Annotated in this window: 9 protein-coding genes; 6 read left to right on the top strand and 3 right to left on the bottom strand. The window is 66.7% G+C overall.

The genetic code is table 11. The features are described from left to right. Positions 1-216 precede the first annotated feature (216 nt). Together VZQ01_RS37540 and VZQ01_RS37545 are read left to right on the top strand one after the other, a co-directional pair. Positions 217-981, top strand: a complete 765-nt coding sequence (locus tag VZQ01_RS37540; protein ID WP_426746063.1) for a hypothetical protein — start codon at positions 217-219, stop codon at positions 979-981. Between the two features lie 381 nt (positions 982-1,362). Continuing rightward, on the top strand, positions 1,363-3,714 hold the full coding sequence (locus VZQ01_RS37545) for a protein kinase domain-containing protein (RefSeq protein WP_426746064.1): 2,352 nt from the start codon (positions 1,363-1,365) through the stop codon (positions 3,712-3,714). Between the two features lie 124 nt (positions 3,715-3,838). Here the strand turns inward: VZQ01_RS37545 and VZQ01_RS37550 are convergent, their stop codons facing one another. Further along, positions 3,839-5,629 (bottom strand): SBBP repeat-containing protein, encoded by a 1,791-nt coding sequence (locus VZQ01_RS37550; protein WP_426746065.1) that lies wholly within the window; start codon positions 5,627-5,629, stop codon positions 3,839-3,841. Between the two features lie 266 nt (positions 5,630-5,895). On the opposite strand from VZQ01_RS37550, the gene VZQ01_RS37555 reads away from it, so the two are divergent. Both VZQ01_RS37555 and VZQ01_RS37560 read left to right on the top strand, forming a co-directional pair. Next, on the top strand, positions 5,896-6,699 hold the full coding sequence (locus VZQ01_RS37555; protein ID WP_426746066.1) for a hypothetical protein: 804 nt from the start codon (positions 5,896-5,898) through the stop codon (positions 6,697-6,699). 210 nt (positions 6,700-6,909) lie between these two features. After that, the gene (locus VZQ01_RS37560) at positions 6,910-8,058 is read left to right on the top strand and encodes a hypothetical protein (RefSeq protein ID WP_426746067.1); all 1,149 of its coding nucleotides are present in this window, start codon (positions 6,910-6,912) and stop codon (positions 8,056-8,058) included. Positions 8,059-8,148: 90 nt separating this feature from the next. On the opposite strand, the gene VZQ01_RS37565 is transcribed toward VZQ01_RS37560, so the two are convergent. Together VZQ01_RS37565 and VZQ01_RS37570 are read right to left on the bottom strand one after the other, a co-directional pair. Next, entirely contained in the window at positions 8,149-9,537 is a 1,389-nt protein-coding gene (locus VZQ01_RS37565) for a hypothetical protein (RefSeq protein ID WP_426746068.1), read from the bottom strand. A gap of 19 nt (positions 9,538-9,556) precedes the next feature. Beyond that, a complete protein-coding gene (locus tag VZQ01_RS37570) occupies positions 9,557-10,564 on the bottom strand; it encodes a hypothetical protein (protein WP_426746069.1) in 1,008 nt (335 codons plus the stop codon). 445 nt (positions 10,565-11,009) lie between these two features. Between VZQ01_RS37570 and VZQ01_RS37575 the strand changes: the two genes are divergently transcribed. Both VZQ01_RS37575 and VZQ01_RS37580 read left to right on the top strand, forming a co-directional pair. Next, positions 11,010-11,549, top strand: coding sequence for a hypothetical protein (locus tag VZQ01_RS37575; RefSeq protein ID WP_426746070.1), 540 nt, complete (start codon positions 11,010-11,012; stop codon positions 11,547-11,549). Positions 11,550-11,559: 10 nt separating this feature from the next. Further along, entirely contained in the window at positions 11,560-12,360 is an 801-nt protein-coding gene (locus VZQ01_RS37580; protein WP_426746071.1) for a DUF4347 domain-containing protein, read from the top strand.

Genomic DNA, 12,360 nt, shown 5'->3' on the forward strand with positions numbered 1-12,360 from the left:
ACGCCCAGCGCGAGAGTGATGTGATTGGGAGCAAGAAGGCCCTGCTTTTGCTAGCGGGGCCTTTTGTTTTCACAGGCACATGAAAAAAGCCCTGGCTCCGTGGAGCCCGCAGAGAGCGGATGTCCAGTGAGAGCAGCCCTTTCCGCATGTATCGTCCTTGCAACAAATCATGAATATGCGGGATCAATCGACCCCCGCATGATAGGTAGCGCGCCCATGCGCACTTCCCTTCGGCTGTCTTCCCTCGTCCTTGCGTCGTCCTTCATCGTTGGTTGCCTCGGTCCCGAGGCGGAGCCGACGCCCGAGCCCGTCCAGGCCACCCAGGAGCAGGAGGCCACGGACCCCAACTTCCGCGTCTACAACATCGTCGAGGCCGTGCTGCCCGCCGGCAACTATGACGGTGTCGCGGGCAACGAGTGTATCGCCCTCCTGAACCCCGAGCACCGCCTGCGCAAGGTCATCCTGGTCGCGCCCGCCGCCGCCAACGGCAGCTGCGCGCTGAGCGGCTACACGGCCGGCTCCGCCCTGAGCTTCACGTGGGGCGACACCTCCGTCTACCAGGGCTCCGGTGGCATCGCCGCCATCCGCGCCGCGCTGTCCGACTCGAACGGCGCGGTGCACCGCGTCGTCGGCTCCATCACCAACGAGGCCGCGGCCCTGGCCAGCCTCAACGCGTTCCTCGCGCAGCCCGCCGCGACGCAGGGCGCCCAGCTGGGTGGCTTCACCGCCGTCCGGGTCCACTCCATCTATGACTTCGAGGGCCAGGAGCAGGTCAACGCCGAGGCCGCGTACCAGTCCGTGCGCGTCACCCAGCCCTGCGAGCAGCCCGGCACCCCCGAGCTGGTGGCGCGCGTGAACAACGGCTTCGTCTACGGCTACTCCGCCAGCAACACGGGCAGCTGCCACAGCGGCTGGTTCACCGTGACCCGCCGCTACAACCGCAACTGGCAGCTCGTCTACAACTACTCCTACTCGGAGTGACTCGCCGCGCCGCTCGGGCGCTCTGATGCGTGCTCGAGCGACGCGAGGTTCCGCCGGTGCCCGCCATCCTGGGCGGGCGCCGGTGTGATGCGGTTGGACGCCTTCCATTGACTGCCATTGCGCCGCGCGAGGAGTGGGCTGCCGCTCCCGTGGACGTGCGTGTGTGCCTTTGGAGGTGTCTGTCGTGCGGGTGGGCGTGGGTGCCACACCTGGGATTGCCGCCATCCCCCTACCCAGACGCCGCGCAAACAGACATCGTGTGGCCCCGCGAAGTGCCACTTCGATGCGCCTCGAGCGTGCAGGACGGGTTGCCCGATGACCCAGGAGCCGCAGCACAGCCTCGGACGTTATGAGCTCCTCGCCCAACTCGGCAGGGGAGGCATGGCGGAGACGTGGCGCGCGCGGCTGGTGGGCGCCGCGGGTGTCACCAAGCCCGTCCTCATCAAGAAGGTGCTGCCGGAGCACGCGAACGACGAGGCCTTCATCGCGATGTTCATCAGCGAGGCGCGCATCTCCGCCACGCTGTCGCACGGGAACATCGCGCAGGTCTTCGACTTCGGTCGGATGGATGGCCAGTACTTCCTGGCCATGGAGCTGGTGGATGGCCAGCCGCTGCACCGCGTGTTGCGGCGCGCGGCGAAGACGGGCCTCGCGTCGATGCCCATCCCCCTGGCCACGTACATCGCCCTGGAGATGTGCCGCGGGCTGCACTACGCGCACTCGCGGACGGATGACCAGGGCGTGCCCCTGCACATCGTCCACCGCGACATCTCTCCCGACAACGTCCTCATCAGCTACGAGGGACAGGTCAAGATCGTCGACTTCGGCATCGCCAAGGCGCGCATGCTGCGCAGCTTCCACACCGAGCCGGGCATCGTCCGGGGGAAGTACCTCTACTTCTCGCCCGAGCAGGCCCGGGGCCTGGAGGTGGACGCGCGCACGGATGTCTGGGCCACCGGCCTGGTGTTGTACGAGATGCTCTGTGGTCAGGCTCCGGTCTCCGGCTCGGAGGCGCTGGTGATGTCGAAGCTGGCGCACGGGGAGTTCCCCTCGCCGCGAGAGGTGCGCAAGGAGCTGCCGTCCGCGCTGAATGAGATTGTCATGCGGGCGCTGTCCGTGGACGCCCGGTTCCGCTACGAGTCGGCGAACGCCTTCGGCGACGCGCTGGCGGGATTCCTCCATTCCTTCGCGCCCCGCTTCGGGATGTCCAACCTGGCGTATCTGGTCCGCGAGCTGTTCCGGGAGGACCTGCTCCAGCAGGGGAGGGACCTCGCGGTGCCGGCCGCGTTCGTCGAGGAGCTGAGCGCCTGGCGAGGCACGCAGCATGCTCCGACGCGTGCGCTCACGAAGCCGACCCGCGCTCCGCAGGACGTCGTGCCCACGACGCCGCTGCCCGGCAGAGGCAAGGCCCAGGACGCCCCCGAGCCGCCTTTGTCCTCGTCCCAGGAGCCTCCGAGTCCGTCGTGGCGCTGGGGGCTCCTCGCCGCCGGAGGACTGGTGGCGATGCTCGCGCTGGCCCTGCTGCCCTGGGTGCTCGATGACGGGCCTCCTCCCGCGCCACCCCCGCCGCCGGGGCCCCTGGAGCCCTTGGGTGAAGGGGGCCCCGAGGCCCTCGCCGGGAGCGGGAGTGTCCCGGAGGCGTCGGGCTCGACCTCCGAGGTCCAGCCCGCCACCGTGGTGGACACCGCGTCCGTCGCGGACCATCCCGACGCGACCTCCATCCGCCTGGACTCCCGTCGGCATGTCTTCCGCGTGCCGGCGGACCTGGTGGCCTTCTTCCACCTGGACGCGTCCGCCACGTACTCCCTCTGGGAGCCGGGCTTCTCGAGCCGGGAGGCGCCGCGCGCCATCCTGGAGCCGGGGCTGTATGCCGCGCAGCCCATCTTCTATCTGCTCGCTGGTGACGCGGTCCCCGTCGCCCTGCGCCAGGGTGTCGTTCCTCGGCGCCCCCTGGCGCTCGAGGGCATCCGGTCCATCTCCCTGTTCACGCTCGGCGAGCCCGTCAAGGAAGACCTCCGCCAGCAGAACGTGTCCCTGCGCGAGCCTCGCGAGCGCACCGAGCGGCGCTTCGTCTTCCATCCGGAGCCCATGCGGGTCTCCACCGCCCAGGGCTTCCTGCTCCGGGGGCTGGACGTCCGGCAGACGTACACCGTGTCCCTGGCGCCCGTGGGGGAGGGCGTCTTCCCGAGGGGCCGCAAGATGGGGCCCGCGAACCACGCCGCCTGCGTCGAGTGGGCTCCGAGCAGCGCCCCTCCGAAGCTGGACCGGTATGGCGACCCCATCCGGATGCAGCCCGTGCGCTTCTTCCTGTCGGGGACGCGCGAGGTGAAGGTCCGAGGCATCCAGGGGCTGCGCTGCGGCCTGCTCGATGACGACGTCTCGGACAACGAAGGCGAGGTCGAGGTGCGGGTGGGATTGGCGGATGCGCGACGACCCAGGAGTCCGAGCCCCGCGTCCTCGACTCCCGACGAAGAGGCGGCCCGGCTGTACGCCGAGGCCCAGCGACTGTCGCGCGCGGGGAAGGCCCATGATGCCTTCCTGCTCGCCGAGGACTGCCTCTCCAATGTCCCGGAGCAGGCGAGCTGTCTGCTCCTCTCCGGCGCCATGCAGGCACGTCTCAACCGGATGGAGGGCGCGCGCGAGCGCTACCGGACGTTCGTGAAGCGCTATCCCGCCCACCCCGAGGCCGCCAGGGTGCGCCAGCTCCTCGAGGACTATTCCAAGACACGCTGAGTCGTCTTCAGGTGAGCTGTCTTCAGGAGTCGCCCGCGGTGGTGTTCGCCGCGGGCGACGTTTCTTCAAGCAGCGCCCGGGTGGGCCTGACACACGCGCCTCGTGTCACGCCCGGAGTGGAGGCTCAGAGTGGCTTGGCGATCTTGGACAGGAACGTATCCGGGGTCCCCAGGATGGTGTTGCCCTGGTAGTGACCGTCCACGTAGCCGCCGACGTAGAGGTCCCCCGCGAAGTCCACGACGACACCCATGCTGCGCACATCCTTGGCCACGCCGTTGATGGCCGCGGTCTCCTGCTGGATGACCCACTGCAGGTTGCCGGTGTAGTCCAGCTTCGCCACGTAGTTGTGGACCTTGCCTCCGCTGGTGTCGGTCACCTGTGTGATGTCCGCCACGCCACCGCCCGTCGTGTAGATGCCGCTCGCATCGACGTAGAGCCCCATGGCCCAGGAGCCGGAGCCCGAGTCGAGCTCCCACACCCACTGCTTCACTCCCGAGGGGCTGAAGCGGGCCACGAACACGTCGATCTGCGGGATGACGTTGGGCACGCCATCCATGCCGCCGCCCGCGTAGCCCGCGAGATACACGTTCCCCGTCGCGTCCACCTGCGAGCCGTACAGGTAGGCCCCCGTCCCGGGCGCACCGGCCAGCCGGGTCCACTGCTTCACGCCGTCGGCGTCGTACTTGGTGATGAAGGCGTCCTGGGGGCCCGTGAGGGTGTTTCCATCCAGGTTGCCGTCCGTCCAGCCGGACACGTAGACATTGCCGGAGTCATCCGCCGCCACGCGCCGACCGTGGGTCGTCTTGCCGGGAGTGCCCAGCTGCCGAGTCCACAGCTTGGTGCCGTCCGGGGCGTACTTCACCACGAAGGCGTCATAGCTCCCGATGCGCGTGTTCCCATCCAGGCCACCATTCGTCAGGCCCACCAGGAAGGCATTGTCATTGGCATCCACCGCCACGCCGTAGCCCTCCGTCTGCGCATTCGCGACGCCAATCTGGCGCGTCCAGCCATGGACGCCCGTGTAGCGATAGCGCATCAGGAACGCGCTCGACCCTGGAATGGACGGGTTGCCATCCAGTGAGCCCGAGGTCCAGCCCGCGACGTAGATCTCCTCGAAGCTGCGGTTGCGCGCCACGCCGTAGCCCAGGGCGATGTTGCCCGCTGCGCCGATCTGCTTGTGGAACAGCAGGTTGCCATTCCAGTCCCGCGCCGAGAGGAAGGCATCCACCTGGCCCACCGCGGGCTGGCCCGACAGGCCCACCGAGGTCATCCCCGTGGCGTATGTGCGCCCCGCCGGGTCTCCCGCGAGGTCATGGATGCGACTGAAGCCCCCCGTGCCTCCGGTGGTCCGGGTCCACAGTGAGGACGTCATGGGGTAGGGCTGACAATTGTAGAGCTCCAGACGTGAGATGGAGACCACGACGTTGCCCGTGCGGCTGTCATTGTCATCCGTCACGTTGATTCGATACTTCTTGTACGCGCCAGGGGTGCTGACGGCGAACTCGCGGCGCTCGTGGCCGGCCCAGCCCGTCTGGTTGGTGCGGGTGTCCATCACCGTCCAGGCGCTGCCGGTCCACCCCTCCAGCGTCCAGTTCTTCGGGGCGCGGGTGGTGATGCTTCCGTTGCCGTAGGTGACGGCATATCGCTGCACCAACAGGGAGGTGCTCGGAAACTCATAGGCCAGCCACGCGGGTGTCTGTCCCTGGGTCGATAGCCAGAAGCTCGCCGCGTTGTCGAACCCGAGCCATGGCTGATAGCTGGGGTCATACATGCTGGAGGCAGATGCGATGCCCGACGGGACGTTGTTCCCCGACATCACCGGGATGAGGCTCGTGCACGTCAGCCCCTGCTCCTGGGTCGACAGACTGGCGTCCGCCTTCTCCTCCTTCGCATCCACTCCGCCGCAGCCGGCCAACGCCAGCGCTCCGACGACAAAAATGCTCCGAATCGTTCGATGACTCATCACGGTGTCTCCTCTCGACTTCCGCGTGCCGGATGGCACACGTCTCCCGGGCGCGTTCGTTCGTCGTCCCGGTCAGGCTCTGATGGCGATTAATTCGGGCCTCAGTGACTCCGGGACGTGTGAAGTCTGACGGACTCTTCGTATCGGTGCGTTTTGGGCGCCGTGGAGTAGGCTCGGGCGTGAGCGAGGGGAGGTCCCTCGTGTGAAGGGGGAACTCCATGCGTCTCGTCGTCCCGTTCGTGCTGCTCTCCGCGACCGCCGCTGTCGCATCCACGCCTGCGGCGGAGGCAGCGGGAGGGGAGTACGTGGCGGTCATCTGGGGAGGTGGCAAGGACGCGGAGGCCGCGAGGGCGTCGGTGGCGAAGTGGGAGTCGGAGCGGGAGCTGCTCGCGAAGTCGCTCGTGCTGGCGGAGGGCTTTCCGAAGACGGTGTCGAGCAGCTCGGTGCCGGGGCTCAACCCGGGTTTCGAAGTCGTGTTGCTGGGGTTCTGTCGGAGTGACGAGTCCGTGGTGCAGCGCCGCCTGTTGAAGGCGTATCACCCGTTCATCTACGAGCGGCCGGTGACGCAGGCGGTGTCCGCGTGTCCGAAGTGGAGGGAGGCGGGGGCGGAGCGTGTGCTCCAGGAGCCGGGGATGTTGAAGCTGGGGCTGAGTGGCGTGACGCTGACGCGCATCGTCTCCCAGCTGAAGCCGCCGGTGTCGCTGGGGGATGGGCGGGTGGTGTTGTGGCTGGACGTGGTGGCGCGCGACGCGACGGGCAAGTACCTGGGCAAGGTGAGCATGGAGGACGAGCACTCCCCGACGGGCATGGGGATGGCGGGCTGCGACACGACGCTGGAGCCCTCCCGCAAGACGGCCTTCGTGGTGACCCGGCGCTGCACCTACGCGGCGGGGGCCGCGTGCAACTTCCTGCCGAGCGACACCACACGCACCATCGTGAAGTGGGACGGGCAGAAGCTGATCGAGGAGGACAAGGTCATCGAGAAGCGCGAGCTGAACTACGACAAGGACTGCGCCGAGTAGCGCGCGGGCTCACGACGATGACGGCTGTCAGGGGGCTGATGACTGCTGTCATCAGGGGACGGGGGAGGGCTGGAGGCGGGCTCCCGTCAACCGCTTGAAATCAGGAGGGCGACGCGTCCACGTGGAGCGACATGGGCATGGCATGTCGGGTGCAGTGGGGAGGGGCATCGCAGGAACGACCCCATCCGCCGTACTTCGAAGGAGCCTCCCATGTCCCCCCGCATCGGTCAGAAGCTGTCCCGCTCCAACACGCTGCCGTCCTCCTCCACCCCGAAGGTGTCCCAGCCGAGGCCGCTGGGGCGGGCGAACACGCTGCCGCCCTCGGCGCCGTCCTCGCAGGTGACGAAGCCCGTGTCGACGCAGCCGGCGGTGGGGGCGCAGTCGGCGGTGGAGCCCAGGCCGCTGAAGCACCCGGGCATGGTGGAGGGGCAGCCGTCGTACAGCCCCTACGAGAAGACCACGGGCCAGGCCTCGGACATCATGGTGAGCGGCGGGGACAACAAGCTCACGGCTCCCGCGGGCGCTCAGCAGAACATGCTCGTGGACCGGCCGGGCAAGACGTTCCAGAAGGACACCTACGGTGGGGGTTCGCTGAGTGGTGGAACGGGCTCGCTGCAGGCCTCGACCACGCGGTACGACGCTCCGGGCGTGCACCACTACTCGGCGCAGGCCGAGGTGAACGGGCCGAACGCGGCGTTCGAGCTGCAGAAGACGCACGCGGGCCGGTTCGGCGTGACGACCGGTCAGATTTCGGGTGAGGCGAACAGCTTCAAGGCGCAGGGGCAGGCGGGGCTGTCGTATGACCGGAACGACCACGCGTACACGGCCGCGCTGACGGGCAAGGCGGAGACGGGCGTGGGCGTGACGGCGAGCGCGAGCCACGACTTCAACCGGCACGTGGGTGGCTACGTGAAGGGCGAGGCGAAGGCGTCGGCGACGGCGTACGCCGAGGGCGTGGCGAGCCTGGACCCGAGGACGGCCACGGCGATGCTCTCCGGTCAGGTGGGCGCGGCGGCCACGGCGGGCGCGTACGGCACGGCGGGTGGGCACCTGGGCCGGCTGCACGGCTCCGTCACGGGCGGCGTGGTGGCGGGCGCGGCGGCGCAGGCGGGCGGCAAGATTGGGTTGGAGAATGGCTTCTTCAAGCAGTCGGCGGATGTGAATGCCGCGGCGGGCGTGGGCACGCACCTGAAGACGGACGTGGCGGTGGACCTGCGTCACCACATCAAGCCGGGCATCGCGTCGGGTCTGCGTCCGGCCGCCGGGTTGGGCACGAGCGTGGCCTCGCCCGCCAACACCCTGGAGCCCGAGAAGTCCCGCATGGAGAACTTCTTCTCGAAGGTCTTCCACCAGTCCTGAGGAGTCGGGCGACCGGGTCGCCACGGTGAAGAATGAAGCCCAGCTCCTTGGTGGGGAGTTGGGCTTCTGTCGTTCGTGCTCGTGCGCGGGTCAGAATCTCTTGATCAGCGCATCGTAGATGTTGCTGTCGACGGCGAAGCCCACGAAGAACCCAGGCCGCATGCCCTTCCACGTCTTCTCGGTGGGGATGTCTCCATCCCCTGTGAAGCTGCTGCCCACGGTGTAGCCCTTCGTCAGGCGCGTGTTCTTGTGCAGGCTGAGGCCCAGCGCCAGGGAGAGCGAGCCTGTGTAGGTGAACGCGAGCCCCACGACGGCATCCTCCGTGGGCGAGGTCGGCTTCACGGCCGCGAAGACGTTGAAGAAGAAGTCATCGTTCTTCATCGCTTCGTAGTCCACCCCGGTCACCATCCATGTCGCACCGACATAGACCGCGAGGCCCTCCCGGTCCGTCACCTCCTGGACGAGCTGGGACGAATCCGTCTCGAAGCGCCGGGTGGTGGCCGTGTCGAATCCCACCATGGCCGTGGCGGCGAGGTGATAGCGGGGCCTCACCCGGGCGGTGACCACATTTTCGACGGAAGAGGACGCTGCTTCCGGAGTCGTTCCTGCTTCCTTCTGGCGCTTGGCTTCATAGCCGGAGAGTGGATGGACTTCGTATGAAAGGGGGCCCGCTCCACACCGGAACATCTGCCCTACGGGAACCAGCTTGAACTTGATAGGTCGCGCGCGCTCCTCGGGTGTCACGCCTGGCGGCACCATGTTGGGATCCGCGCCCTCCTTGGCCGACGGGGCCTCTTTCTGACGGAAGGTGTTGACGACCTCACAGTTCTTCGAGGTGATTCTCGGCATGCGCTCTTCAGTCTCGGGCAGGAGGAATGCCACCTGGATCCACTCTCCCTCCGAGACAGCATTGTCCATGGGGGGCGCAATCGCGCCGGATGGCAGGTGCACGAGCAAGGTTCGGCTCTTCTTGTCAATCGGTTTCAATTGGTCGAGCAGGTTCTGCTTGTGTGAAGCGCCGTCCTTCAGCCAGAACTCAAGCGCACTTACGTCAATCGAGTTGGTCTTCGAAGTGTCCTCTTCTCCGAAATAAGAAACCGAGTCACCCTCCGCGGTCTTGCATTCGATGGGTGGGCTCACCGCGCCCGCTGTGTTCATCTGGACCTGGAGGAACGCCGTCTCGCGTTTGCCGAACTTCGCACGCTCCAGGGTGAGCACCGCCAGGTTGCCACCTTCGGCGGGTGGGGAGATGCCGTCGAGTGGGAAGGAGACGACCTCGACAGGAGTTGTTTGCTTGACGAGGGAGGCGCTTTCCAGTTTCGAGCCGACAGGGACGGTGACTTCGATGCGAAGAAACTGCTCTTTCGTCTCCACGCCCTTTTGTTTCATCGTGCAGACGGGCGCGCCATCCTCCTGCTTGTAGACCTCATAACGGTACGTTGTCTCCTCCGCCCTGGCGAGACAGGAGAAGAAGATCACGCACCCCGCCGCGATGATTCTATTGCAATGCATTGAAGACCCCTTCCGCGCGAATGACCATGGTGTGCTTGTCGGCTGAACCGACGACAAATCCAATCAGCCGGCCTGCGTCATCCAGGACGCAGGCGCCGCTGTCTCCCTCCGCCGTCACCCGGCCGGCGAGGCGGATGAGTGAGCGCATCCTCCCGTCAACGCCGAAGTCGGCCGGGGCCTCGAGCGCATCAATCCACGACCTGCGCTCACCATCGACGGTGATGACACGGACGCCGATGTCGTGCTCGGAGGACTTCAGCGTGCGGACCCGGACAGGCGACCGCGTGGCGCGAGCGATATCGTTGGCCTGCAGCGGCCCAGCCCGCGCACCGTCGATCTCCTCGTCGTCGCGACAGCGCCTCACCACGCCCGCGGGGATGCTCCGTCCTCCCGGGAGCAACACCGTCACCTGTCTCCCCGTGGCCTTCGCCACGTGGCCGGAGAAGTAGATGTCTCCGGTGTCGAAGGCCGCGCTGAGCGTACCGAGCTTGTCTCCCACTCTCACTTGCGTGAGGTTGCCCGGGCGCACCGGTGTCCCCCATTGCTTCGTCCCTGTGGGCAGCTCCTGCACGTCCAGCATCACGGTGTGACGCACTCCTTCGACGCGTGCCTGGAAGGGGCCTTCGATGAGCGAGCGGACCTCGCGTGGTGGCTTCTTCTTTCGCACCCAGACGATGAGCGAGTCCGCCTGGCGTGGCAGTCCGCCCGTGTATTTCACGCCCCAGGACACGCCCACGACGTCCCGTCTGCGCAGGAACTTGCGACGCGCGGCCGTGAGGACCTTCTCACGGCCGCTCTCCGAGAGCTTGAGCTGCCGCCTGACCCAGGGAATACGTCTGTCCTGGTCCTTCGAGCGCGCCAGCTTCTCCTCGAGCCAACCCTTCATCCCAGGATTGGCGCGGAGGCTCGCGCGCAGGACCTCCTCGATGGAGAGCTGACCCGACTGTATCGCGCCCAGTGCTTCGAGGACCACGCCGCTTGAGGACGCGCTCATGGGCGGGCTCTTCTCTCCAATGCTTCAGCCAGACACTGCTCTTCACGGTGACGTGCGGACATTCATCCTCCCGATGAAAACCGGCTCGATGGCGCCAGCCCCCCCCTCGCACCTGGCACCATCGAGCCCACCCCCGTCGTTTGCGTGGGGCGCGCTTCCCCGGTGAGCAAAGCCCATGCCCGGTTCAGTCCAGTCGTGGACACACGTGCTCTCGCCCGGGGTGGTGTCCAATCGATTTGAATGCGGAGTGGGGGACTGTCCACTGGAGTTGACAGTCCAGGGAGCCGTCATTCAGAGGAGGCGGGCTGGCGCGCGGATTGCTCCTGTCGCGCGGCGAATGGGCTCAGCTCATTGCAGTGAATGACTTGTTCCTGGCGGGGTGTCGCAGCCACCGCCAGGGCTCGACTCCAATATCCCTGATTTATCCACGACCCGAGGAGTAGACATGCAAGATTTTCCCCTGGCCGTATCCACTGGTGAGTATGGCGTCGCCGATATCGAACCGAAGGCGTCTCCTCAGGAGCTGAGGAGGTGGTGGCTTCGGAATACCATCACGCCGCGCTTCTATCCCTATATCGTCAAGCGGGTCCGAGAGGAGCTGACCTGGGACGGCTTGCGGAAGTTCTATTTCCAGCTCGCGCGCAGGGAGGACCTGCGGGACGTGGCCGACCCCACCAAGCCGAGGCTCTTCATGGTGGAGCTGACCCAGCAGTTCTCGATCTGCTGGCCGGATCTGCCTTCGACCGCGCCGCGTGCGACAGACAAACATCCGTACGGCTTCCTCATGCTTTCAGCGGACTGGGAAGACAGTGTGAACGCTCAGTTGGGCTCGACCCTCAATGTCACGACGCTGCGGGAGTCCGGGAAGAAGTGGCCAGTTGCCGCCAGCAACAAGAAGTTGCTGCGCGCCCTCAGCGAGGACGCGGCCCTGAAGGACCTGCCATTGCTCGAGGTACTCAACCAGATCATGTTGTCCCTGCGCTAGAGGAGCCCGCATGCAAACCCATCTCACGGTCGTTTCCTATACGCGGGATTTCCAACGCCTCTTTGAGGACATCGACGATGCGATCCATACAGGAGATGATGCACAAGAACAGAAGACACGATTCACTTCCAGGTGGCATTCCAAGGTCGAGCGCTGCCAATACTGGCAGAACCTCCCGAACATCGCCTTGAATGTGAATCGGCCTATCGACCTGTTGGACCTCGTGGGACATGGCTCGTCGGAGGCCTTCGAGCTCGGCGATGACACGTTCCTGATGAGCGCCGTTGAGTCGCCAGAGGTCATCGCTATCCTGCTGCGGGTCAAGCAGTACCTCGCGCCTGATGCCCAGGTCCGGCTGTTGGGCTGTGGGACGGGCGTTGGGGAGAGCGGACTGAAGATGCTGAAGAGCGTCTCAAGGGCCCTGGAGCGGGAGGTGTTCGGTACCACAGTCGAGTTGTTCTCCGCCGACTTTGGTCCCCGCGGCTTGAGCGAGGAGTTCACCTCGGAGTGGCTTTACTCCTCGCGCAACGACGCTCCGAGCGCTGCCCGCAGCCGCGATAGCTCGCCCCAAGTCCCCGAGCAGTCCCAGTCGTGGGCACAGAGGCTGCCGGGATTCGAGGTGATGGGGCGCGGCGAGCCCCTCTGCGGCGCGGGCTTCAGCCTCCGCGTCCAGGGGAAGCCAGTCACCGTGTCCGCGGACCGACGGTGGGTAGTCATCAAGGATGAACGGGAGCAAGCGCCCCTGATGCTGCGCTGGCCCAAGGTCGAGCCCGCGCCCGCCCTGGAGCAACTGCTGTCCACGCTGCGCTGA

Origin of the sequence: Myxococcus faecalis, from assembly GCF_050039385.1 — a bacterium.
Lineage (GTDB): Bacteria > Myxococcota > Myxococcia > Myxococcales > Myxococcaceae > Myxococcus > Myxococcus fulvus.